Origin of the sequence: Pseudoalteromonas sp. BZB3 (genome assembly GCF_040104455.1) — a bacterium.
Classification (GTDB): Bacteria; Pseudomonadota; Gammaproteobacteria; order Enterobacterales; family Alteromonadaceae; genus Pseudoalteromonas.
Window position 1 is genome coordinate 266,955 of the sequence record NZ_JBECOS010000011.1, and the last position, 24,533, is coordinate 291,487.

Consider the following 24,533-nt stretch of genomic DNA (forward strand, 5'->3'; position numbering starts at 1 on the left):
CACAAGCACTTTGCGTTAGCTTTACTTCTTTGAGTATAGATTGTTTTTTCCAACCGATATTTTTATCATTTTTTTATTGGCATTTTATTAGCGGGATCTCAGGCCATCGCGTTGTATATCTTCTCGATAACCAATCTCTCTTCATTTGCCACTGATTACTTTGTAATTCTGTCCCAATACGTAAGCTACTACTTCCGTAGCGTTTATTGATTGTATCTAAGCACTGCATAAGCTCTGGTTTATCATCAGAAACATTAAACATATCAATTTGTTGGTGCATATCGTCTTCTAGCTCAATGGCGCCAATACCCGCTTTGTAGTATCGCACACCAGGTTGGAACAATTGGCTGAATACCAACTCGACTTGTTTGGCAAATACCATGCTATCATTCGATGGCACAGCAAGCTTCTGAATAAACGACCTTTTATAGTAATTATCTTCATGTGGTGAGCTATGAGCGAAGATAATTAATCGTTTCGTTAAAGAACCTTGTTTGCGTAGTTTCTTGGCTACGATTGAACAGTGCGTTACTAATGACGCTTTAAGTGCGAATGGGTTTTCGACGCGCTCACCAAAACTGCGGGTGCTGAATACTTCTTTTTTGCGCTGTTTTACATCATCCCATGATAAACATGACACTCCATTAAGCTCCGATATCGTTCGCTCAAGCACAACACTAAATTGTTTTCGCATCATTTTTGGGTTTTGTTTAGCTAAATCTAACGCACTTTCGATGCCGAATAACTTAAGTTGCTTGGTTAATCGGCGCCCTACACCCCAAATATCCGATACTGCCATATTGGCTAAAATTTGCTTTCGAGACTTTTCACTATCAATAACGGCAACGCCTGTTGCGCCTAAAAACTTCTTAGCCGCATGATTAGCGGCTTTCGCAAGTGTAGGTGTTGGCCCAAAGCCTACCCCTACTGGCAACTTAGTTTTTCGCCAAACCGTGCGGCGAATAAGTTGCCCGTATTCATACCAAGAATTCACCACATCACTGTAGCCATCAAACTTTAGAAATGACTCGTCAATGGAATATACATAATGTTGATCACTAAAACGGTTGATAATGGCCATCATTTTGTCACTTAAATCGGCGTATAACTCATAATTTGAGGAGCGAATAACCACATTATGCTTATCTAAAATAGGCTTTAATTTAAAGTAAGGCTCAAACTTTGGAACGCCAAGTTTTTTTACTTCAGGAGATGCAGCAACAATGCAGCCGTCGTTGTTTGAGAGCACCACAACGGGTCGCTTACGTATTGATAAGTCGAATACTTTTTCGGCTGAAGCATAAAACGAGGTGGCATCAATTAACGCATACATTGTTTTAATCTCATGTTTTGCCGATGCATTCTTAATGAACCAGTCACAATACCTTCGAGCTGAAAAACATCACAATCACTGATAAATACTGGTTTAAACACTGGTGATGCAGATAGTAGCCGTCGGTTATGGATATCAAGGATTTTACATACAAACTCATTGTTGAAATTAGCAACAATCACATCTTGGTCTTTTGGCTCGGCCGCCCTATCTACAATCAATAAATCACCATCAAAAATACCAACGCCCTGCATCGAATCACCAGATGCGAGGCCTAAAAAAGTGGCGTTAGGGTCACCAACTATGAGTTGGTCAAGGGATAAACCGAGCTCTTTATATTCTGCTGCGGGAGACTCAAAACCGCTGATCCCCGCTGCTGCTTTAACTGGTATTACTTTCATACTGCACCCAAATACATATACTGTATATAAATACAGTATATGTATAATTAGCCATATCGGCAAGCTTAACAGCGTTATCAAGTGGCGCTATGAAGCGCTTTTAGAATAATGCAGGCAAAAAAAAGCGGCTTGATGTTTACCAAGCCGCTGAGTTTTTATACCAACTCTCAATATAAGGAGCTCTATTTTGAGAGGTTTGATTTATTACGTACTACTTCAAGCTAAACGCTCTACTTTGCTGGTTGCTTTCTAAACGCACTTTATTGCCAGTGAAAGTCTCGAATAGTTTTGTATGGGCTGCTTTTGAAAATACATCGTCTCTGGTTTCATAGTCTTCAATCCAAGCCAATAACATGTCTAGATTTTCATCTTGTGCTTCTTTTGATGGGTATTTGTGCGGCTCCCAAGGACGCGCTTTAGCGTTGGCTTTACAGATCTCCACATCTAAGTCAATAAACACCAAATGCTGACACTGCTCTGTGATCGGTTTAATGAGATCACTATAGCAACCCTCAATCACCCAATCTGAATGGGATTGAACAAATTCGTTGATTTTATAGAGCGAAGAATCAAGTGGTGCCCGAGTTGGTGGTGACGTTGGTAACCAAGCAAGAGTGTCTAAATCTAAATGTGCAGCTGAATATTCTTGTGCTAAACGCTTTGAAAGTGTTGACTTTCCTGAGCCAGAATTACCAAAAATAATCGTTTTCATGCGCTAGTCCTTATTTATACAGCGGTAATGTTAGAATTAATGAAGCGCCGCTGTAAATGGTATCTTTTTACAGATCTCCGCCTCAGCTTTAAGTATTTCAGCTAAACGTGCGTCAATAATGTCTTTATTGAAGTATTCGTAGCCCAATTCTACGAATAGGTTCTTATGTTTTTCTTCTGATTTAGCAATGGCCACATAAAAGTCTTTCTCTTTGCCTTCAGGTAAGGCTTCTGCAACCAAAGAAAAACGTTCGTGACCACGCGCTTCAATCACCGCCGCCACTAATAGACGGTCGATTAAGAATTCATCGGTGCCCTGTCTGAATAATGCGCGCATACCTTTAATATAAGGGTCTTTTTGGTCGTTACCTAAGGTAACCCCACGCTCTGTTAATAATTTCAATACCTGTTTAAAGTGGATCATCTCTTCAATGGCTAAATCTGTCATCGCTTTCACAAGCTTAATTCTGTCAGGGTAATGACCCAACATAGACATCGCCATGCCAGACGCTTTTTTTTCAGCAGCTGCGTGATCTTGTAAAAAAGTATCAAAATCAGCAAGCACTTTTTCTGTCCAATTAAACGGGGTGTGGTACTTCAGTTCAAACATAAACATTCTTAATCAATATAAACTGCTGGTATTCTAGCGTAGGAGATACACGAATTAAACAGATTGCATAAATGTGAGTAAATCGGCGTCTTTATCTACTTTTCCCATACGTGTAGAGCTGACTTTAAGTGGGTGCTTTAAGTCATTCCAAGCCGTAACTTTACCGTTCACGTTGAGCTTAGGCATGTCTGTCATTTCTGTGCAAGCAACATCAACTTCTAAAAAGTCACACAGTTTTGCAAAACTATGAGGCAGGCTAACATTCAAAAACAAATGCTGCGCTTGAGTGTCCTCGAAAAACGCAATGGCTTTGGCTTTATGTGTTTCGTAACACATAGTGAGAAATTCGAAGTTATCAAGGTGCTTGGTATCTAATCCCGAAAAGGAGTTTAAGAAACAGCGCTTGATGGTGTCGTTAAAGCCACCTTTATCTGAGAACAGGTTGCCTGACATGCGCGTTAATAATTTAGAAATAGACGGTAGCCACACCGCTAAGTCTCTTTCTAAATAAATGAATTTAGCATCAGGATATTTTTGATGCAGCAACGCATAATCATTAAATACGGGCGTGTCGGCAATGACTTGCGCGTTATTAAATGTCTCTATTGTATAAGCTGTATGTGCCGTCGTTAAACCAAGTTCAATGCATGCGGCACAAAGACTTGTCGTGCCTGTTCTCGGTAACCCGATAATAAAGATTTTACTCATAATGCGCCCTACAATAGTAAGGGCGCATTATAACGAAAAATTTATACCAATCCTCTTAATTAAGCGATCTATTTTGAGTCGAGAAAAACTTGTCTATAGCACAGCTAACGCGTCCTGCTCTCGCTAAGCTACCTACATCCATATAGGCAAGGCGAAATTTTGCTATTTAGTTGTTCTAAATCAGAAATTTTCAAAGACGCTAGCGCCAGTTTTAGTCCCTCAAAATGATTGAGGGTTGCTATTATTGCTTAATCAAATAAGTGACGAAAACTTCAGAAGAAATAACAATATCAGAAACATTATATGCCTGCTTATGTGCTCGGCCTGATTCAATCATTGATTGTCTTCCATATGGTGTTGGCATAGATGGCGCATTTGCAAAATTTACAGAATAAACACGGTCTAATTTAGCATCGAATGCGCTAGCCAGTTCTTTAGCTTCAAATTTAGCGTCTTTGATAGCCAATTTTTTTAGCTTATCTTGCACTTCTTCAGCTTTTGAATAAGAAAACTGCGTATAACCAATTTCATTTATACCAGCCTCAACAAGTTCTTGTAAAAACAAAGCATACTTATTAACGTCAGTCAGCTTTATCTCAACATTTCGTGTTACCTGAAAAGTACTAAACTCCTGCTTTTGAGTAACTTGGTTATATTCGTGTTGGCGATAGATATTTAGCTGTGATGCATCAATGTTATTTTTACTGACATTAAAAGTATTAGCGACTTTTATCACTCGCGCAATCACACTGTCTACTTCATCTTTTGCTTTGTTAATGTTTTTATCAGAGTGTGAAATCGCAACACTTAAAACAACTTGATCTGGCTGAACGAGCTGCTCTGCGTACCCTGTCACACTTAAATGAGGACTGGTTGGCTCTGCATAAGCGTAATTAAAACTTGAAGATAAAAGTAAAGACGTAACGGCTAGTAATTTCTTAAACATACCTACTCCATTTATGGATATTGAGCCAAAATCAGAGTTAAATCTCTAATGTGGCCAAAGATGCGCTATTAAACTAAAAACTTGATTAATTAAGGCTGAATAGAGAAAACAACTTTAAGGAGTCGCTAATAAAGTCGAGTTAATAAGGTAAAATAAGTATCAATACACTTCAACTATTAATTCTTAAATCTCAGATTCTGCCATTTTTGATTAAATAAATTAATCGCTTATTTTACTAACGGTGTTTTTAAACAAACAACATTGCCAAATACACTCGGCACTTGATCAATTATACGATGAAAACTAATCCTATTTTCACCAAGCACCTCTGCCAATACACCTATTATGACAAACTAATCATAAAAGCGACCTTGCATGGGTACTTTTCGCAGACGCTTATCCTTCCTAGCCCTCTTATTGGCAATAAATAGCTTTGAATGTCTTTAATAAAATAATCAATGTATTAACTATAACGTCAGCCCTTCATTTTCAAAATATAAAATCTGTTTTAAGGAAAATTAGGCATAAAAAAGCCAGCAATCTTGCTGGCTCAATTTAAATTACAAGCTAAGTATTAAATGCTACAACGCTTGTAATTGCGGTACTCAGGGTACCAGTAGTTTTTATCGATTGCTTTAAGGATGGCTTCATCAGACATTTCTAATGCGACACCTTCTTCCATCGCTTTCTTCGCAACAGCAAATGCAATCTTCTTACTTAATGGTTCGATCTCCACCAGCGCAGGTAATAGACTGCCTTTACCTGTGTTTGCACGAGGTGAAGCTTCAGCAAGCATTTCACTTGATACCATCAGCATTGCATCAGTGATACGCTTAGCTTTAGCTGCAATGACGCCTAAACCGATACCTGGGAAAATATAGCTATTGTTACACTGAGGAATAATGAACTTTTCGCCGTTATATTCCACTTCACCAAATGGGCTACCAGTTGCAACAATTGCTTGGCCATTCGTCCACTCAATCACATCTATTGGATGTGCTTCAACTTGACGTGAAGGATTACTTAGAGGGAAGATAATTGGCTGCTCACATCCTGAATGCATCGCTTTAATCACTTGCTCAGTGAACAAACCAGGCTGACCAGAAACACCAATCAAAATGTCTGGTTTCGCACAGTGCATTACATCTAATAAAGACGCAAAGTCACCGCTATATTGCCAATCAGTTAACGCATCTTTTTGTTGCACAAGTGCAGCTTGGAAATCACGTAGCCCTTCCATACCTTCAGTAAGTAGACCGAATCTGTCAACCATGTACACTTGGCTACGCGCTTGCTCGTCAGAGATGCCTTCAGATACCATTTGACTGATGATCTGCTCAGCAATACCACAACCCGCAGAGCCTGCACCAACAAACACTACTTTTTGGTCACTCAGTTTTACGTCTTTAACACGGCAAGCAGCAAGTAAAGAGCCCACAGTAACCGCCGCAGTGCCTTGAATATCATCATTGAAGCTACAAATCGTATCTTTATAACGCTTAAGTAGAGGCATGGCATTTGGTTGTGCAAAATCTTCAAATTGAAGCAGTACGTTTGGCCAACGACGTTTAACCGCTTTGATGAACAAGTCTAAGAACTCGTCATATTGCTCTTGGTTAATACGCTTATGACGTGCACCCATATACATAGGATCGGAAAGTAGCTTTTCATTATTAGTACCCACATCAAGCATAACAGGTAGCGTGTAAGCAGGGCTAATACCGCCACAAACGGTATAAAGCGATAATTTACCAATTGGAATACCCATACCACCGATACCTTGGTCACCTAAACCAAGAATACGCTCACCGTCAGTAACAACAATCACTTTTACTTTGCCTTTTGTCGCATTACGTAAAATATCATCGATGTTATGACGCTCTTCATATGAAATAAATAGACCACGAGAGCTGCGATAAATATCAGAGAATTTTTCACATGCATCACCTACCGTCGGCGTATAAATGATAGGCATCATTTCTTCTAAATGATCGCGAACCAAACGGTAATAAAGTGTTTCGTTGTTATCTTGAATTGCACGAAGATAAATGTGCTTATTTAAATTATCTTTGAAAGAAGAGTATTGCTGATAACAACGCTCTACTTGCTCTTCAATGGTTTCGAAACGCGGTGGCAATAACCCATTTAAGTTAAAGTTCTCACGCTCTGATTGACTAAATGCGCTGCCTTTGTTTAATAAAGGCGTTTCTAACAGGTTAGGACCTGAGTATGGAATGTATAGATAATTTGGATCGGTTTGTTTAGTCATATTTACTTGTAATGATACGTCTGGCTGATTTTATTATTACTTAGCTGTGAATAGGCAAGAAAGCAAAAAATTGCTTATAAATAAAAAAGGCGCTTTAACACAACTAGATAATTAAAGAGCCTTGCAGTATATCTTAAAAATATCACTAAACCTACGGGTTTAGCCGTCATTCACCGAGCACAATGCCCTCTCGTCGAGGATCTGCGCCACCTACGAGCTGACCTCCGACCAGTTCAATACCATGTAAACCTGAATTCAAATCTCGAATAAAAACTTTATGCCCTAAACTTTCAAAATAGGCTTGGTGCTTTTCAAGGTCAGAGCCTTTTTCTAAAGTCGTTACTTTGTTACGGTTAGTTATCTTTGGAAGATTGATAGCAGACTGAATATCTAACTGCCAATCTAGTACGCCAATGACTGTTTGCGCAACATAGTTAATAATACGACTACCCCCCGGAGAGCCGACGACTAAACGTAGACTGCCATCTTTGTTGAACACCATAACAGGCGACATAGAGCTACGTGGACGTTTATTGGCTTCAACGCGATTAGCACGCAATTTGCCATTCTTCTTCGGAGAAAGCGCAAAGTCGGTTAGCTGGTTATTTAACAAATAGCCGTCAACCATAACTGTCGAACCGAAGGCCATTTCAATAGAGCTGGTCATAGACACCGCATTCCCCGCTTGGTCCACAATTGAAACATGCGTCGTTGAAGGCAGCTCGTAGCTGTTATCTGCGGCATAACTTAACGTTCCATTTAACGGTTTACCTACAGGGACTTTGTGATTATCTCTGTCTGAAATCAGCTTGGCACGTTCAGCTAAGTATGCGTCATCAAGTAATGCATGGGTTGGCACAGTCACAAAATCAGGGTCCGCAACATAATGATTCCTGTCTGCAAATGCTAATCGCGAAGCTTGGGTGAATAAGTGCAGCGCTTTAGGGTCATTAGGCTGATATTGGCCTAACTTTTTACCTTCAAGTAATTTCAAAATTTGCAGTACAGCAACGCCACCACTGCTTGGTGGTGCCATAGAGCACACCTTGTAAGCATGATATGACGTACAGATCGCATCTCTATATTTACTTTGGTAATTTTCTAGGTCTGAAAGAGACAATAACCCAGGTGCAATTTCAGAGCTTTGCACTGCATCAACTATGTTTTCTGCATGTTGCCCTGTATAAAAAGCCGAAATACCCTGCTCAGATATATGCTTGTATAACATAGCCAATTTAGGGTTTTTACGAATACTGCCGACAGCTAAAGGTTGATCATCTGGGTAAAAGTACGCTTTCGCTTCAGGCAAACGGGTAAGGCCCGGATTAAACTTTTTAGATAACAACATATTCAGACGAGGCGAAACCACAAACCCTTGCTCAGCTAATTGAATTGCAGGCTCAAATAAGTCGGCCCAAGCCAATTTACCATGTTCTTTATGCGCCTTATCAAAAGCATGCAGAATACCAGGCACACCCACCGAGCGACCACCTACAACGGCCTTAATCCAAGGTGCAGCTTTGCCATTTTCGTCTAAGAATAAACCTGAGGTTGCTTTAGCTGGTGCTGTTTCTCTGCCGTCTAATGTTGTCAATGCATTTTCATTTTGATCATAATGCAAAATAAAAGCACCGCCACCAATACCTGAAGATTGAGGTTCAACCAAGGTTAAAACCAACTGCGTGGCAATTGCCGCATCAATTGCACTGCCGCCCTTGTCGAGCATCAATTTACCCGCTTTAACAGCGTAAGGATTTGCAGCCGCAATCATATAATTATCGGCGATTTGCTTTTGCTTTTTTGTAAAACCAGTGGCTGCTTCTGGCTCTCTTATTTCTTGTTTTGGTGAAATTTGGCTTGAGCAGGCACTTAATAAAGCCAATGAACAAAGCGATAACGCAAAAGGCAGAGATTTGAATGTCATAGTTGTTGTCATTAATTTTCAAGTTCTGGTTTGCATGATAAGAGTAAACGGGCAAAATATGCAAAAAATAAAAAAGAATTTTGATTGATGATCCAATTGCCACTAGATAAAAAATACATACTGCCTCCCATTCTACTTATATTGCTTAGCAGCGCATTAATGTTTTTTAATACCAATGACTTGCTGGAATTCCATCGAAACAAAATAGCAACAGGCGAAATTTGGCGTATATTTACCGGGCAATTTGTACACGCGAACCCAACTCATTTACTACTTAATATTGTAGGTATTGGCTTCATATGGCTGTTACACGCTGAACATAGAACACAAAGCCAATATTATATACATACCGCTTTTTTAGCTTTATGGACTGGGCTAGGCATTTGGCTCTTTGTGCCAGATATAAAAATCTATACAGGGCTAAGTGGCCTATTACATGGCGTTATTGTTTGGGGCGCACTTAAAGACATACAAGTCGGTATGCGTTCAGGCATATTATTATTCATTGGTATTTGGGGAAAACTTGCTTGGGAGCAGTATTCTGGACCAAGCGCAGACGTCGGCGAACTTATCCAATCCCGTGTAGCCATAGAAGCACACTTAATAGGTGCCATCGGCGGGCTGATTATGGGCTTAGGATTAATTAAAGAAAAACTCTTAGTAAAATCAGAAAAGAAAGATTAAATAAGTAAATAAATATTAAAACGGCCATAAATTGATATGGCCTTTTTATGAACAACTTATTAGTTGATAAGCAAAGCTTTAGTTGCGCCACCCATTACATGTTCCACATGCAAGGATACGGTCATCATCGTATTCCAGCTTTATAATTTCAAGCGCTTTGAACTGCTCATAGTCGAAGCTACTAACATCAATTGTGCTTTGCTTTTTATTAGATGCTCTGCCAAGCACAACTAAAAAAGGATAGGTTTGTCGTTTATTCGCAATAATTTTCTATAACTTGATAATCGCTCATTTCAACTTTCTTGTATGTATTATTTTCTGTTTCAATGATTTCGAATACCTTAACACCGCAAGTTTCTTTACCATTAGGTAATTCCACATAATCGTATAAAGCTTCATAATTTCCGTTTTCTTGTGCTTCAAATGTAACCAACTTTCTGCACCAAGAGTATAACGCACCACCAGAATCGACTTTGCCTGGAGAGAACCCTGAAATGCCAACGCCGTTAAATTGGAATGAGAATGGTTTTCCTGCTGGAATGTAAACTTCATTTTGATGTGAATCACCAAGCTTTTTATCATAAGCAGGCATATCTAAACGACTCAAGCTTCTAACAAGGTTAGCTTTCACACCAAGTGTTGCAATATGGCTACCATGTTCAGAAACAGTCGAGATGCAACTGTTATTACTTGGTCTACCAACAAAATTATTATTACTCGGGACAGAAGCTAATCTTAATTTTGCACTAGGACCATCAACCATAGGCTGAAGATAAATATTTTGAGCACACCCAGATAACATGATCACAGCCGCAGATAACAAAACCTTTTTCACAAGTTCTCCTTTGTATTTATATAAAAAAGCCAGAATACATAAATATCCTGGCTATAAAATTCCTGTGAAAGGTACTATGAAGTTGTGTTTTTTACAACGTTTCTTCTAACCACTTGAAGAACTCACGCTGCCACACAATACCGTTTTGCGGTGTCAGTACCCAATGGTTTTCTTCTGGGAATAGTAAGAAACGACTCTTTAAACCGCGTAGCTTAGCAGCTTGGAATGCCGCAATACCTTGCTCAAGTGGCACACGGTAGTCTTTTGCACCATGAATAACAAACATCGGCGCATCCCACTTATCAATGTGATTGATTGGGTTAAATTGACCGTATGCTTTGTTTGTAGATGCGTTATTTTCCCAATAAGCACCGCCAAGCTCGTTATTAACGAAGAACAGCTCTTCAGTTGTACCGTACATGCCACGTAAGTCGAAAATACCACAGTGTGCAATAAAGGTTTTGAATCGGCCTTCATGGTTGCCTGCTAAATAAAACGCAGAGTAACCGCCGTAACTCGCACCTACAGCACCAATTCGAGACTTATCAACATAAGACTCTTTTGCAACATCATCAATTGCAGCAAGGTAATCTTCCATTACCTGACCACCCCAATCGTTACTGATGTCTCTGTTCCATTGCTCACCATGACCTGGCATACCTCGACGGTTAGGAGCAACAACAATATAGCCCTGAGAAGCCATTACTTGGAAGTTCCAACGGAAAGAATAGAACTGTGAAAGTGCAGACTGTGGACCACCTTGTAAATAAAGAAGTGTTGGATACTTTTTCTTCTTATCAAAGTTCGGCGGGTAAATCACCCAAGTCAGCATGTCTTGGCCATCTGTTGTTTTAACCATACGCTTTTCAACGTTTGGTAAATCAAGACTCGCATAGAAAGCGTCATTCTCTTTGGTGAGAGCTGTCAACTTTTTGCTGCGAAGATCAAAGCGATAAATCTCACGCGCCGCATTCATGCTATTGCGGGTAACGATGAGTTTGTCTTTTAGTACTGCAACAATACCATTTACGTCAAACTGACCTTTAGTAAGCTGTTTAATTTTTGGCATTGACCTGCCTTTTGAGCTAACACTAACTTGGAAAAGTTGTATAGTGCCGTCAATTGGTGCAATGAAGTAAATGCTCTTACCATCGTGACTCCACTTAAAGCTATTTACTGTGCCGTCCCAGTGTTCGGTTAAGTTATGGTCACGATTTTTAATTCTAACAATAATGTCGTTTTTATCAGCTTCGTTACCAGCTTCATCCATTTGTAGCCAAGCTAAGTGGCCATTAGGAGAGAATGCAGGGTATTTATCGTAACCTAAGTTACTTTCAGTAATATTGGTCGTCTTTTTGCTTTTCAAGTTATAACGATAGATATCAGTATTTGTACTTTTTACATACTCTGTGCCAGTAAGTTTTTTACTAACATAGTAAATGTTTTCACCTTTTGGGCCCCATTTATAATCAGCTACACCACCAAACGGCGATGTTGGGCTATCAAACGGCATGCCCTTCATGATATCTACCTTTTCTTCTGTCTTAAGATCTTGGTAGAAAACATGCTTATATTTACCGTCTTTCCATGTATCCCAATGACGGTAATTTAAATCGTCAAACACATACGCATTTGCCTTACCCAGCTCTTTATAACGATCTCTCGCAAGTACATTTTCTAGTTGTACTTTTTTGTGGAAAAGTTTTTTAGTGCCATCAGGTGACAGGCTTTTGTCAATCACAACACCTTGGTAGTTTTCTAAAAGTTGTGCATCGCCACCATTTAAAGAAACCTGATAAACTTTGCTATCAAAACTATTGTTTTCAATGCTTGGTGTCGTGACTTTATAAATGACGTGGGTTTTGTCTTTATTAAGGCCTAAAGCACTTACTCTTTTTAGTTCCCACAACTTTTCGGGTGTCATCACCTCATTGGCAAAAGCACCAACACTAAAAGCCAGTCCTAAGCTGACTGATACAATCGTTCGCATCATCGCGAATGTCCTCCAAAAATAAATCGATGTAAGAGTACATAATTAGAGGACGCGTGGATAGTAGATGAGATAATATAATGATTTATATTATTGAAGCTTGTTTGTTTTAGAAGCTGAGTTTAAAAAGCCCAGCCTAACACTAAAGATAAGTCGTTTATTTTATGGGAATAACTGACATCAGCGGTATATACTCCCTGTTCGGTTTCTTTAATACTGAATTGAGAGTACTCAAAACCTATATAAATACTATCTGAAACTACATATTCAGAGCCCACTGAAAAATATACGTCTCTTCCACTGTGGTTTTGTTCTTGGATATCATTTATGACTAACATAGCTGGCGAATACTGTTTATAACGCCAATTCGCTAAACCAACTCGCAAATTTACATTCAGTTTTGCATTAATATTTACATGACCCTTAATACCAAATTTAAGCGCGTTTGTTTCGATTGGTAAGCTAACAGGGATAGATTTGAATACGTAATCATGTATAAAACCTGAAGGTATTTTTAGTATGTACGAATGATCTGCCTCACCATAAAAATGCTTAGATAACTCAACCGAAAAATATTCCGAAATAGGTAGACCAAATCTAATACCATGAGAAGTTGAGTTATTACTAGAAGAGCGTTTGTGTCCTATATCAAAGTCTTGAGATGCGTGGAGCTTATGAGAAGAAGACCCGATTAAAAACTCAGTCGTAAAAGAAGGAGTAGAAGACGCGAATGAATTTGATGCTAAGAAAACGAGTCCAAAAAGATATTTGTTCATTACAGCCTTAAAGATATAAATTGGCCGATAATGATAACACTTATCATGCAAATAATTGAAAGACTACATAAAAATATTCAACTTTATGTAGCCTTATAAAACTTTATAAAAATGCAGGTAAAACCGTGTTTAAAGCGGCATCGAGTATTCTATCTTCTCTGTCGTGGCCCTTTATCACAACAACCAAATCAAGATCTTTGACTGAAATAACATATTGGCCACCACCGCCCCATGCAAAGTTAGCTTTAAACTGTTTATCATCTATCGAAATATCCGTCTGATAAATAAAGTAGCCATACATAAAGGTTTCGGGGATCCAAGTATCAAGCGGGTCAACAATGGCTGAAGTGGCTTTATCTAAATACGCTTTAGAAACAAGTTGCTTACCTTGCCACTGACCATCATTGAGTAATAGGCTTCCCCATTTTAGCATGTCTCTTGATGTGAATTTGGCACCATATCCGCCAGTGGGTAACCCACTGATAGACTCTCTCCATTGATAATTTTTAATGCCTAACTTATCAAGCAATTCGGTTTTAATAAATTGCTCTGCACCACCAGGCACAACAGCATCAATGACTTGCATTACCAGCACATCATTTAAATTACCATATGCATAGGCTTGTGACGTTTCAGTAATCGCTTTAGAGTTTTCAAAAATGGCTTGTATATGTTTTTTGCCTTTCAGATTATCAGGCTGTTTTTCAATCTCTTTAATCGTTTCTTGATCAATTTTAATTCCTCCACGCATTGTAAGCGCTTTATGAAGCGTTATTTTTTCAACACCAGACACAAATTTACTCGAATCTAAGTCAGAGAAAAAACTCATTAATGGTTTATGTAAATCGTCTAGTGTTAAATGTCCCTTTTGAATTGCGATACCAACTATAAGACTCGTAAGGGCTTTTGTCGCAGAGGCTTGCCCAGTCGGTAAATCTACTCTTGAACGACGGTAATAAGATTCATAAATCAATCTACCTTTGTGGCTGATAAGTAAACTGTCATACAAGCCATACTTTCCTGACTGAATGTCTTTTGATAATTGAAGGATTGCACTTTTGTTCTTAGTAACTTTAGATAAATCACCTACGACTAAACCATCCCCTCTATCTTCTGGTTTTGTACTGATATAGGCATTATTAAGATAGGGTAAATCCCAAAATGACATAGTTTGCTCGGCTTTACTTGCGAGCGGAATGTTCTTATTAAGTTCATCAGAAATCGCATTACTAGATAAAATGCTCATAGAAACGATTAAAGTAATGCTTAAATTTGATTTAAGACTCATACAGCCTCCTTTTAGTCAGTTGTACAACAAAGCTACTAAAAACATTTAAAAACACATGAACTGACAATGAATTTATACTGACGTTTACCTGATAATTTTTAAAAGCATGTATATCAGATAGTTAGAGAATTGCGTTTTGAAAAGCCCAAAGGTAATCTATTCATAAATAACTTAATTCAAATTGGCATTTCGAGCTGGCATGGCAGAGCAATATAAAATTGGCGAATTCCTTATCGACCTTTCGCGCAATCAAATTACACAAGACACTAAACCACAAATCATTCCGCCAAAAGCCCTCGCCGTTCTTACTTATTTAGCCAAACATCAAGGCAAAGTGATTAGTCAGGACGAGTTATTAGATAACGTTTGGAAAGGCACTGTTGTCTCACCTAATACATTACAACGCAGTATCGCCCAGCTCAGAAAAGCATTAGGTGATGATGGTAAAGAGCAAACCTATATTAAAACCCATGCAAAACAAGGTTACAGCTTAGAGCAAAACGTACATTGGCTCACCAAAGAAGAACAAACAATACACTTCCAAAAGCAAGATCCTGAAGACGTACTTATAGGCCGTGATAAAAAAATAGCTCAAAGCGATAGCTCTGCAAAAAACTCTAATAAGCCGTTGTTAAACATTACATACGTCTTGTCTATATTTACATTATTGATTCTTGTATTAATAAGTGGTTATTACTTCACTTCACAACCATCAAAACCCTTTTCCATAGGACAAATACGCGCCCTCACCGCAACAGACGGCAAAGAATTAGCCAGTATTTATTCACCAGATGGTAAGTACATTATTTTTCATCGCTACTCAGAAGAAGAATGTATTAACGATATTTGGGCGAAAAACCTAGAAACACAGCAAGAATATAAACTCACCAAAAATATGGATATCTATGGACAACAACGCTTCTCAAAAGACGGGAAGAAAATTATTGTCATCCGAACCATTGACTGTGCTGAACCTGTTATGCAGAAAAAATGCTATCAACTTATGAGTTTAGATTTCGAAAAAGCCTTAAACGCACCGCAGGAAATGGATTTAATCCTAGAGTGCAAAAACTCAGAGATTAGACGACCCTATTGGATGAACAATGGTAATATTGCGCTAATGCAAAGACACACTGAGCTTTGGCAACTGGTGAGTTTTGAAAGTAATCAGAGCCAAACCAATGTGATCCATGATGGCTTTGTTTACCACTACGACTACTCACCAACCTATGATTTACTTGCAGTCACGAGTATTAAGGAAGATAGCAGATACTATATAGAACTCATCAAACCTAACGGCGAGCTGATTTCTAGCCATCCAATTCTTTTACCTCCAGAAATTACAGGTTATCGTTTTATTCGCCCTAACTTTTCTCCAATTGAAAACACATTAATTTTTAGTACAGGTAGACAACTGTTTTCAATGACGTTTGATGGCGAAATACAGAATATTAGTATTCCCGTTGACAAGCCTTTCTCAAGTCCAATGTTTCACCCTGATGGTGATAGAGGCCTGGTTATAAAAGGGGTGTATGATACAGATATAATTGTAGTCGATATAAACGATGGTTCATCTAGTGTTATTTCAAGGTCAAATACAGGTGAAAATAGTGCAGTGTATCAACCAAAAGGCAATTACATTGCCTTTGAGTCAGAACGTTCGGGTGACGAACAAGTTTGGGTAACAAATCAAAATACGACTACGCAACTGAGTCAGTTACCAACAGACAGCTATATCACTGGTATGAAATGGTCGAGCAATGGTAAAAGTATATTAATGAACGCAAATAGCACGTTATTTAATATTTCTTTAGATAAAGTACAAACACCAATAAAGACAAGCTTACCCATACTTGCATTATTACACTGGGACGATAATAAAAACTCGGCATTGGTATTTGCACAGTTCAATGGAGTGAAAAAACTGGCTCAAGTAGATTTAATTTCAGGCGTAGTGCAAAAGCTGACAGACAAGCGTGTCAACTGGGCAACAAAAACGGATACCGGTGCGATTGTACTCACCGATCACATGGATAGATTCTGGATTTCTAGCGCGATAGAGTATCAACCTATTCCCGCACTTAATATACAAGGTGGTGATAACAAACGTTACTTCACCCGTGATAATAAAATTTACGGCATAAACAACCAAAATCAAGCTTGGTGTTATGACATACAAACTAAAGACTTCGAGACTATTAAGACACTTACAAAGAACACCGAAAATATTACAGATATAAAGAACAACAAACTGTTAGTGACAAAAAGGCAAGTTGCCAACAAAGAAGTGGTAGAACTACTACTAGCTAAATAAGTACTTAAAACTAAAATGCTTAAGATACTTATTTAAAAAACGGATTAATCTTGGAGAAGAAACTTCAATGGCTGCGCAGCCATGGTTGGTAAAATTTCTGTAATTTCATAATGCGCAAGAGCTTCAATAAAGAATGGGTCTTGCGCAATTACCTTGTCTAACTGCTTTCTATCTTTAATTGTAGAAATGATCACACCACCCGTTCTTGGGTTCTTGCGGCCTGACAAAATAAAGTTACCATTGCCATACTGCTTCTCTAGAAACTTTTTATGCTCTGGAATGTATTTATCAATGACGCTAAGCGGTGCACAATAACTTAAAGACACAATAAACATAGAAAATCCTTATCTATAGAACAAAAACCTTATCTTAAAGCTTAGGCTGCCTTAAGGTAAGGCTCTCGGCCTTTATGTTTATTGCTACGTTGATAACTGCCCTTACCTTTTTTAGGCTTTTCGACTTTACTCTTAAACAACACGCTCGTCACAAGCGCCTTAATCGCATTATCTTTTATCTCACCACGTTGATGGTCGTGTTGATATTTTTTAGTTTTACTCATCAATTCCTCTTTTAAAAATGAGTTAATTTCGACTCGGCTATCGTATATAAAAAAACTGTAAAAACAATCAATATTTAATCAATTTAAAGTTTTTTATTTGGTGCGCCACCATGAAAGTTTATGTACAGCTGCTGTAAATTTTTAGGGACCAATGGCCAGCCAAAATCAATGGCTTCAGCAGTGCAAGAAAAGAACAAGTGCTCAACATAATAGACATCAATATATTCAGCTTCGATATTTGAAGCCGACTCAAATTTTTTACTCATGTAATTTAAATAAGATATAGCTTTATCGATATCGCCTGAAATGAAGGCTTGATTGGTCAACTCAGAAAAAGCTTCAAATCTATAGGTATAGGCCCACTTTTCATGCTGCTCCAATAACGGAACAGCCTCAGGAAAGTGTTTAGAAATATCTTTTAATAAGCGCCGAATTGCGATTTTTGACATTAGAGTTTAACGTCATTTAATCTGTTGAGACGAGTTTCAACATGGGAAAGCATTCTTTCGATTGCGTCTTTGTGTTTTAGTAGTTCACCAGCAGTCGTTCGGATCTTTTTTATCTCACTTAGTTTAGGGTATTCTAATTTACCTTTAATTATGCTGAGTCTGATCGCTAATGAAAAATATGAGAGATATAAATTAAACACTTCTAAATCATTCGCTTCATCCTCTTTAAATCCCAATTTTTTGGCGCTTTTAGCGTTAAAAAAATACGACGTTGCAAATATTGCTCTTTCTTGTTCAAGTTCGCCCTGCTTAGTGCGTGCACATAACTCGTTTAAGCCATCTAAAATCCCTTTTAAAACTTTAAGATGCGCTTTATGTCCATATTCATGTCGCTCTATATTGATTAAGTAGTCATAGATAGAGCCAATATGTAAATGCAGTTCACGATTTGATTCTATATATATCAACAATGGTGAAAGGTAAGTGAACCTACCAATACGACTGTACAAAGGTGTTAGCAAAAATGATTCGAGTACGGGTAACAAGAAAAAAAATATAGAACAATATAAAAATAAATATGGCCCAAAGGGAATTAATAAAATAGGCAAAAGTAAAATAAAGAACATAAAAGCAAGTACACAAGTTTGCACTCTGCTAAATGGCTTTGAAAATGTATTCATAATGAAGATTCTATTATTTTGAACTAACAAACATATAAAATTTTTAGATAGGCAAATAAAGTATGCTGCGAGTACTAAATTACCCCCAGAAAACCCAATAACCCGATTGATAGCAAGAGTAACCACTGCGGTAACTTAATGAATGTACGCGCCTTAAAAAAGTACCACCCAACCACAATAAACACGACAGAAAAAAAGACAAAACTTGCAGATAGTAAAATCACAAGATTTTGGAATTCAACAAAATTAAACCAACCAATAAAGCAGAATGCAGCTGCTGAAATAACAAGCATCACAGATACCATATGCCAACAGCCTAAAAGGGTTGCTTTTGGTATATCGGGTAATTCAGATTTAAGAAAAGGTCTAACCGGTTCAATCTGACCTGCAATTATATGAACCAATGCCGTTAATAGCGCCAAAATACCGGCTGAAAAAATTAAAGTATTCATCTTTACTCCTTTATGAATTAATTAAAACTCGACCTAAGACCAAAATAAAAGTGGATTGTATGAGTCTAAATCTAATAGTTATATAGAATGTTATCTTTAATCAATGTACCTAATAATAAATATTTAGAAAAGTTTTCTTTCCAAAACACACAAAAACAACAAGCGCTAACTTTCTGCTTTTATTCATATTCTTTTAAGTACAGTCGAACGTTAAACATTCTCTAAGTAGGTACTTTGTTCTAAAGAATGAAGTCAATAAAACTCATACTTTGCTGATTGCAATTTAGGTGTTACAATCAATTGTATATTTTATACGATCTTATTTATGATACGTTTTTTATTCTTTAAGGTATTACGATGGAAACAAATAGTACAGATTGGCGTTATACGGTTATGCCAGCCGTTTTTACATGGCTAAAAGAGTCTGAGTCTGGCGCTTTAGAAATAGATCTAGCAGCAACACAAAAGTATGCTGCAGATATTTTAAGAGTTGAAGGTAAAGCAGGAACCAGAATGGGCGGTTTAGTTGGCTCTGGCACACTTGGCGAAAATAGCTATTTAACGAATGAACAACGCTTATCTTTACTTGCTTCTCTTTCAGAAGTAGCCAAAGAATTTAATGTACCTTTAATTAGTGGTGCAGCGGCAGAAACAAAAGAAGAATTAGCCGATATCGTAAAAGAGCTCGCAAAAGTAGGCGTTGATACTGTTATGGTTATGCCGCCAAAAACCGAAGCTACGCCATCAGATGATGAAATGTATGACTATTACGCGTTATCAGCGTCTGCAGCTAAAGAAGCTGGCGTAACGATCATGCCATATAATAATCCAGATGCCGCTGGCTACCACGCTCTATCAACTTCATTATTAATGAGACTTGCAGCTTTACCAGAAGTAACAGCGCTTAAAATTTCAACTACTGATGTATCAGTCATTGAAACATTAATGCTAGAAAACAAAGAATTAAAAGTACTTGCTGGTGTCGATACTGTTACCGTACACGCAGGTCTTGCTGGTGCATGCGGTGGTATTACTGGTGTTGGTTGTATCTTCCCTAAAGCAAGCGTTACGATGCAAGAGTATGTAAATAAAGGGCAATGGGCAGAAGCGAACAAAATTTCTCAAGCAATGAACTCTATTTCATACCTAGATGCCCAACCATTACTTCTAGAGTACTTAAAGTTTGCATTTGGTGTTAACCATAATGACGCTGAAGGCGGCTTACGCACACTTGGAAAGAAACTGACTCAAGAACAAATTGAAGATGTTAGAGCAAGATACTTGCTGGCTAAAGAAAGACTTGAATTGCTAGGTTTAGCTGAGTAAAGCTCATAGAGTTATATAAAAAGCTCTATTTTGGAGCTTTTTATATAGTATAAGAACACCAAAAGACTTCATCTCTTTAATTCGACTGTCTAAGTCATCACCAGTAAATAATAAAGTAGAATTTGCATTATAGCCATGTGCGTATTCAGTCGCTTTATTTGTGCCTTCAAACATAATGATTTCATGAGTCCCTGATTTCAATTTAATACAGTCATCGTATTGCTCTAGTAATTTAAGCCCTAAGGTCTCAATGCAAAAATGAAGTGACTTCGCAATATTCTTAACAACTAAAAGAGTTAAAGGACTGTTCTTAGCTCACCTTATGTTTGGTTGAAAAATGCACAGCAACTTTGATACTTTGTTTTTACTCAGAATTGAAGTTTATATGCGAAAAAATACATAAAGGCTCATAATAACCATCTAGTTATGAACCCCTAGGGTAAACGCATTAGGTTTTTCATAACATATATTTAGTTATCAAACCCAATACACTCAAGGATAAGCCACTTATCAATAAGAAGTTTAGTGTGCTAGGTTTTAAGAATATGGGTTTCGGTGTTTCTGAAAAAGCAGATTTTAAAGGCAAAGAAAAAAACTTAGAGTTTAACCCCACAATAAAAATTGTAATTGCAGCGCCCATTGCTAAAGCTAAGTCACTTGTTGAGCTATTACTAATAAAAAACCTATAAAACCTGCATAAAAGAAAATAAAGCTGATACAACAACACAAAGTTAAAACTAGCTTTTCCTTAAATAGTAAGTTCCCCACTCTACTCTCCTTAATAAAATTTTATAAACTAGTAACAGCAAGACGGTAAATGCCAAACTTATTGAATAAATTTGAAATCTGCATCACATATTTCATTTCAACACTATCGCTTATAAACATCCATGCCCTATCAGTTGGGTACTCCGCCAATCGATTTTCAATATACTTTTGAATACGAGACATATCGCTTAGATTAAAACGTACTTTCTCACCTTTAAAATTGATAAACCCATCAGAAGTCAGCTCTACTTTAAAAGCAGTTGTATGTCGTTTACCCCAATAGGCTATTGGTTCAAATTGACCCACTTTGAGGTTGATCGCTGTTTCGGGTGTTTTTGCTTGTATAATCAGCAAAGAAAAAATCAACACCAGGGCTAAATCTACAAACCCAAAATTTGTTAAGCTTTCAGTATCTTTGTTCATTAAGGCCACCATGTTCTGTTTTAAAAGAAGCCTATATTTAAAAGTGCAAAATATTAATAATATTCTGATTTTATTCGTTTAAATCGTAAAACCCTTAAATTTAACGTTGAAGTTCATCGTTCAAGACATCAATATACTTTTGAGCATCTTCTTTCCATAGAGGCTCAGTTTTAATCAAATTTTGAAATTCAGACATCGCTTTATCTTTTTTATCTAACTTAAAGTACAAAGTAGCTCTTAACCAAAGCAGATTTGCATCACACGGTCTTTTAGATATGAACGTTTCGCATTTACGAAGCGCAACATCATAATACCCTTTATCTATTAAAATATTGATTGTTTGTGCTTGACTTGTACCAGATAAGTTTCGGTGAATTACATTAAAAATGAATTTAAAGAAACTTGTCGCAATGATAATCAATAAAAGAGCAATAACTATGTCGAGCTTTTCTATGTCAAAAAAAGTATTCATTTTTCACTCTGTAATCAAATGAGTTTGAAGCTAAAACCATTTCAAATAACAATAAGTTATTATTCCAACTTTTCCATATTGAAAGTAATAGGTACTTCTTAAGCTCTTTTAGTAAATTCGCAATATATATTCACTCGCATAAAAATATATTCGCATGTGAGCTTCTAAACTGAACTTAACTTTAACATAGACATAACGACTCCCATACGGAGCTAGCCTTCACATTTTCGAGGGGTAACTTAAAGCCAGAGCCATAATTAGTTTGTCAAATAACTAAATGCAGATGCTAGTATGAATAATCATAACAAGCTTTTCATTGGCTTAGATACTCATAAAGAGTTCATAGAAGTTGCCTATATCGAAGACAATCGCGGCGCTTAACCCATACATTTCGGTCTCATTTCTTCTGCTAAATCGCTATTAAAAAATACTTATTAGGCAATTTTAATCTAAATACTCTAATCCAACTCTGCATTTCATTTGTGAAGCTGACCCCTGTTAATACTGGATTTATCACTTAATCACTACTCTTAGCCATTGCTGCTACTTGGTTGTCCCTTAACTTATTCCCAAAAGGCCTAGAGAGCGTGTAATAACCGAAAACGTGATGCCCCTCTAACTGGCAAAATTATTTAAATCTGAAGACTTAACTCCTAATAATGTACTTGAGCCGAAAGGTGAAGCTATTCGTGATTTATCTCGCGCTCGAGAGTTTGCAATGAAAGACTTAAAAGGTGCCAAATATCAGCTAAAGGCACTGCTTCTTCGCACAATATCAACTATTCAGGCACTGCAGACTGGTCATTCAGAAACTCATGAGTCATCTTGGTCTTGTGCCTAGTGAACACTAGAGGGGTGGAAAGCGTCAAATTGGTGCCATCACTCTTTAACCTTTCATCAGCTAAACGATCTGATTGTAGTCGGATGCCCTTTTCAGAATCGTTTTTAGCGAACAGGAGTTCAACGATACTTGTAAACTTCGCTACTAAAAATACAATGAAAAAGGTAACTAAAGCACCTAAAAATATATACTTCTTTGGGCATCTGAACCTACATGAGTACTATCATAGTAGAGCGACCTATACAAATCCGGACATGCGGAACTATCGCATCCGGCTCTTCAGTTATATATTTACGCGTGTAAGCCACGCCCCCTAATACCAGTCAACATGTACTAATATTCTGCCAACTCTTGGTTTCTCAATTTTGTAAAAAAAATTAGCATCTTATTGAAATTGCAATAATTATTACTTCTCCTTACGCTGCGTCTGTTTAACCTATACCCGAATTCAACACTTTTTGTAAACACTAAACATACGATAATATCACTTTATTAAAACTCAGATATAAAAGTACCTATTCCATACGCCACTTCTCTTATGCTAATAACTTTAGTTTCTTTGAGCTTAAATTTCTTATAATCAGTTTTCATACTTTGGTTAAAGGAAATTCAGTTTATAAACCGTTCAACTTTGAAAAAAGTGCAAAACATTTTTTTATAAAAAATCAGTTGTTGGTCAAAAAAACATATCATTGAATAACATTTTTTTATTAATATGTTGAATAGTAGTGCTTTTAAATTCGCAAAAACGTCAACATGAGCCAAGTAACAGAAAAACATCAAACTCTAATCAACAATCTTAGCAAGGCTGTTAAAGCACATCGTTTGAACGAGTTTGTTTATCGTTTAGAGGATTTTGGCTACCCACCATACTGTTTATATAGTTGGCTAGAAATTTCAGGTAATAGAATAGACATCGGAACAACAGAAAAACTAAAATCAGACTTAGATGAACTGGAGAAACTAAAATTAATCAAAAAAATTTCAACAAAAGAAGAAGGTAGTAATGAAGATCTTTATGACATAAGCATACATTATAAGCTTAACTACTTCTCTTTTAGATATGTTTTTTGGAGACTAGGCATAGGTTTGATTAGACTTTACCCTAAAGGTTGTTACTCTGTTTTACCTGCATTGAAATTATTCCTCTCCAACCAAAAAAGCATGCTTAAAAAAACTGGTACAAGCAAAAAAAGCATAGCTGTTCACCCTAATAGAGCATTTAACTCCAATCATCATAAAATAATACACCAAGAAATTAAAAACGGCACACATAACACTTTAACCGTTCAAGAAAAACCCAACGGAGATATAGTTTTCATAATTCAGGATTTAGGCTCAAATATTGAAAAGTTGTTTAACCACGAAGAATACGAGTGCTTCTGTATTATTAGAGCTGAGCATATCTCAAAATTAAAGTGTATTACTAAACCTAACAAATATGTGCTCGATGAAATAAAAAAAGATTTTTATGGTAAAAGCTCACTAGAGATCAAACATTTTCTTAGTGAGAATAATATTCCTTTTGAAGTTTATTGCCATACAAGTTGAGCACGAATTCAACTCCATGAACTGCGTTGTATCACACAACATCACCCAGATATATTTTACCGTGCCATTTTTGCTATGGCGGCTGATGTGTAACTACCCCAAAAAATGAAACAGTTTATAAGTAGAATTTTCCATTAACTTAAATAGGAAAATTTACGATGAGAAAAAGCAAGTTTACCGAAACCCAAATTGTTAGCATGATCAAAGAAGCTGAGTCAGGTAT

At 37.2% G+C, this 24,533-nt stretch carries 24 protein-coding genes and 1 pseudogene; 6 read left to right on the plus strand and 19 right to left on the minus strand.

Annotated elements, in window-relative coordinates:
- Positions 1 to 73: 73 nt before the first annotated feature.
- The 8 genes from ABMY35_RS13480 to ggt all read right to left on the minus strand — a co-directional run bounded on the left by ABMY35_RS13480 (position 74) and on the right by ggt (position 8,902).
- On the minus strand, positions 74 to 1,333 hold the full coding sequence (locus ABMY35_RS13480) for a Y-family DNA polymerase (RefSeq protein ID WP_349286662.1): 1,260 nt from the start codon (positions 1,331 to 1,333) through the stop codon (positions 74 to 76).
- Positions 1,321 to 1,734 (minus strand): S24 family peptidase, encoded by a 414-nt coding sequence (locus tag ABMY35_RS13485; protein ID WP_138634963.1) that lies wholly within the window; start codon positions 1,732 to 1,734, stop codon positions 1,321 to 1,323. The genes ABMY35_RS13480 and ABMY35_RS13485 overlap by 13 nt, the downstream gene beginning before the upstream one ends.
- Before the next feature lie 211 nt (positions 1,735 to 1,945).
- On the minus strand, positions 1,946 to 2,446 hold the full coding sequence (locus tag ABMY35_RS13490; RefSeq protein ID WP_349286663.1) for an AAA family ATPase: 501 nt from the start codon (positions 2,444 to 2,446) through the stop codon (positions 1,946 to 1,948).
- 36 nt (positions 2,447 to 2,482) lie between these two features.
- Positions 2,483 to 3,055 carry a tRNA-(ms[2]io[6]A)-hydroxylase gene (locus ABMY35_RS13495; protein WP_349286664.1) on the minus strand — a complete coding sequence of 191 codons (573 nt, stop codon included), beginning with the start codon at positions 3,053 to 3,055 and terminating at the stop codon, positions 2,483 to 2,485.
- A 54-nt stretch (positions 3,056 to 3,109) separates the two neighbouring features.
- Positions 3,110 to 3,763 carry a sulfotransferase family protein gene (locus tag ABMY35_RS13500; RefSeq protein ID WP_349286665.1) on the minus strand — a complete coding sequence of 218 codons (654 nt, stop codon included), beginning with the start codon at positions 3,761 to 3,763 and terminating at the stop codon, positions 3,110 to 3,112.
- Between the two features lie 241 nt (positions 3,764 to 4,004).
- Complete coding sequence (locus tag ABMY35_RS13505; protein ID WP_349286666.1) at positions 4,005 to 4,709, minus strand: SIMPL domain-containing protein; 705 nt, start codon at positions 4,707 to 4,709, stop codon at positions 4,005 to 4,007.
- 574 nt (positions 4,710 to 5,283) lie between these two features.
- A complete protein-coding gene (locus ABMY35_RS13510) occupies positions 5,284 to 6,978 on the minus strand; it encodes an NAD-dependent malic enzyme (protein WP_349286667.1) in 1,695 nt (564 codons plus the stop codon).
- Between the two features lie 166 nt (positions 6,979 to 7,144).
- Positions 7,145 to 8,902, minus strand: a complete 1,758-nt coding sequence (gene ggt / locus ABMY35_RS13515) for a gamma-glutamyltransferase (protein WP_349286668.1) — start codon at positions 8,900 to 8,902, stop codon at positions 7,145 to 7,147.
- Positions 8,903 to 9,061: 159 nt separating this feature from the next.
- Here ggt and rrtA point away from each other — a divergent pair, with 159 nt between their 5' ends.
- Positions 9,062 to 9,586: a rhombosortase gene (gene rrtA, locus ABMY35_RS13520; protein WP_349286669.1), complete on the plus strand. Its 525-nt coding sequence runs from the start codon at positions 9,062 to 9,064 to the stop codon at positions 9,584 to 9,586.
- Between the two features lie 253 nt (positions 9,587 to 9,839).
- Here the strand turns inward: rrtA and ABMY35_RS13525 are convergent, their stop codons facing one another.
- From ABMY35_RS13525 to ABMY35_RS13540, 4 genes are all read right to left on the minus strand, one after another.
- Positions 9,840 to 10,421: a hypothetical protein gene (locus ABMY35_RS13525; protein WP_349286670.1), complete on the minus strand. Its 582-nt coding sequence runs from the start codon at positions 10,419 to 10,421 to the stop codon at positions 9,840 to 9,842.
- Positions 10,422 to 10,512: 91 nt separating this feature from the next.
- Positions 10,513 to 12,414, minus strand: a complete 1,902-nt coding sequence (locus ABMY35_RS13530; RefSeq protein WP_349286671.1) for a S9 family peptidase — start codon at positions 12,412 to 12,414, stop codon at positions 10,513 to 10,515.
- A 119-nt stretch (positions 12,415 to 12,533) separates the two neighbouring features.
- Positions 12,534 to 13,187, minus strand: coding sequence for an outer membrane beta-barrel protein (locus tag ABMY35_RS13535; protein WP_349286672.1), 654 nt, complete (start codon positions 13,185 to 13,187; stop codon positions 12,534 to 12,536).
- Between the two features lie 103 nt (positions 13,188 to 13,290).
- Entirely contained in the window at positions 13,291 to 14,475 is a 1,185-nt protein-coding gene (locus ABMY35_RS13540; protein WP_349286673.1) for a serine hydrolase, read from the minus strand.
- Positions 14,476 to 14,674: 199 nt separating this feature from the next.
- Here ABMY35_RS13540 and ABMY35_RS13545 point away from each other — a divergent pair, with 199 nt between their 5' ends.
- Positions 14,675 to 16,789 carry a winged helix-turn-helix domain-containing protein gene (locus ABMY35_RS13545; protein WP_349286674.1) on the plus strand — a complete coding sequence of 705 codons (2,115 nt, stop codon included), beginning with the start codon at positions 14,675 to 14,677 and terminating at the stop codon, positions 16,787 to 16,789.
- Positions 16,790 to 16,833: 44 nt separating this feature from the next.
- Here the strand turns inward: ABMY35_RS13545 and ABMY35_RS13550 are convergent, their stop codons facing one another.
- The 5 genes from ABMY35_RS13550 to ABMY35_RS13570 form a co-directional block, all read right to left on the minus strand.
- Complete coding sequence (locus tag ABMY35_RS13550; protein WP_349286675.1) at positions 16,834 to 17,124, minus strand: YciI family protein; 291 nt, start codon at positions 17,122 to 17,124, stop codon at positions 16,834 to 16,836.
- A gap of 41 nt (positions 17,125 to 17,165) precedes the next feature.
- A complete protein-coding gene (locus ABMY35_RS13555; RefSeq protein ID WP_349286676.1) occupies positions 17,166 to 17,348 on the minus strand; it encodes a ribosome alternative rescue factor ArfA in 183 nt (60 codons plus the stop codon).
- Between the two features lie 83 nt (positions 17,349 to 17,431).
- Positions 17,432 to 17,797: a hypothetical protein gene (locus ABMY35_RS13560; RefSeq protein WP_349286677.1), complete on the minus strand. Its 366-nt coding sequence runs from the start codon at positions 17,795 to 17,797 to the stop codon at positions 17,432 to 17,434.
- Positions 17,797 to 18,477, minus strand: a complete 681-nt coding sequence (locus ABMY35_RS13565; RefSeq protein ID WP_349286678.1) for a hypothetical protein — start codon at positions 18,475 to 18,477, stop codon at positions 17,797 to 17,799. The genes ABMY35_RS13560 and ABMY35_RS13565 overlap by 1 nt, the downstream gene beginning before the upstream one ends.
- Before the next feature lie 74 nt (positions 18,478 to 18,551).
- On the minus strand, positions 18,552 to 18,929 hold the full coding sequence (locus ABMY35_RS13570; protein WP_349286679.1) for a hypothetical protein: 378 nt from the start codon (positions 18,927 to 18,929) through the stop codon (positions 18,552 to 18,554).
- A gap of 357 nt (positions 18,930 to 19,286) precedes the next feature.
- Between ABMY35_RS13570 and ABMY35_RS13575 the strand changes: the two genes are divergently transcribed.
- Both ABMY35_RS13575 and ABMY35_RS13580 read left to right on the plus strand, forming a co-directional pair.
- A complete protein-coding gene (locus ABMY35_RS13575) occupies positions 19,287 to 20,255 on the plus strand; it encodes a dihydrodipicolinate synthase family protein (RefSeq protein WP_349286680.1) in 969 nt (322 codons plus the stop codon).
- Positions 20,256 to 20,782: 527 nt separating this feature from the next.
- Positions 20,783 to 20,944, plus strand: a complete 162-nt coding sequence (locus ABMY35_RS13580; protein WP_349286681.1) for a hypothetical protein — start codon at positions 20,783 to 20,785, stop codon at positions 20,942 to 20,944.
- A gap of 100 nt (positions 20,945 to 21,044) precedes the next feature.
- Here ABMY35_RS13580 and ABMY35_RS13585 read toward each other — a convergent pair whose 3' ends face one another.
- A complete protein-coding gene (locus ABMY35_RS13585) occupies positions 21,045 to 21,446 on the minus strand; it encodes a hypothetical protein (RefSeq protein ID WP_349286682.1) in 402 nt (133 codons plus the stop codon).
- Between the two features lie 100 nt (positions 21,447 to 21,546).
- Positions 21,547 to 21,918 (minus strand): hypothetical protein, encoded by a 372-nt coding sequence (locus ABMY35_RS13590; RefSeq protein WP_349286683.1) that lies wholly within the window; start codon positions 21,916 to 21,918, stop codon positions 21,547 to 21,549.
- 291 nt (positions 21,919 to 22,209) lie between these two features.
- On the opposite strand from ABMY35_RS13590, the pseudogene ABMY35_RS13595 reads away from it, so the two are divergent.
- A pseudogene (locus ABMY35_RS13595) lies at positions 22,210 to 22,731 on the plus strand (IS110 family transposase); the annotation flags it as partial.
- Positions 22,732 to 23,515: 784 nt separating this feature from the next.
- Positions 23,516 to 24,310, plus strand: coding sequence for a hypothetical protein (locus ABMY35_RS13600; protein WP_349286684.1), 795 nt, complete (start codon positions 23,516 to 23,518; stop codon positions 24,308 to 24,310).
- The last annotated feature ends 223 nt before the right edge of the window (positions 24,311 to 24,533 follow it).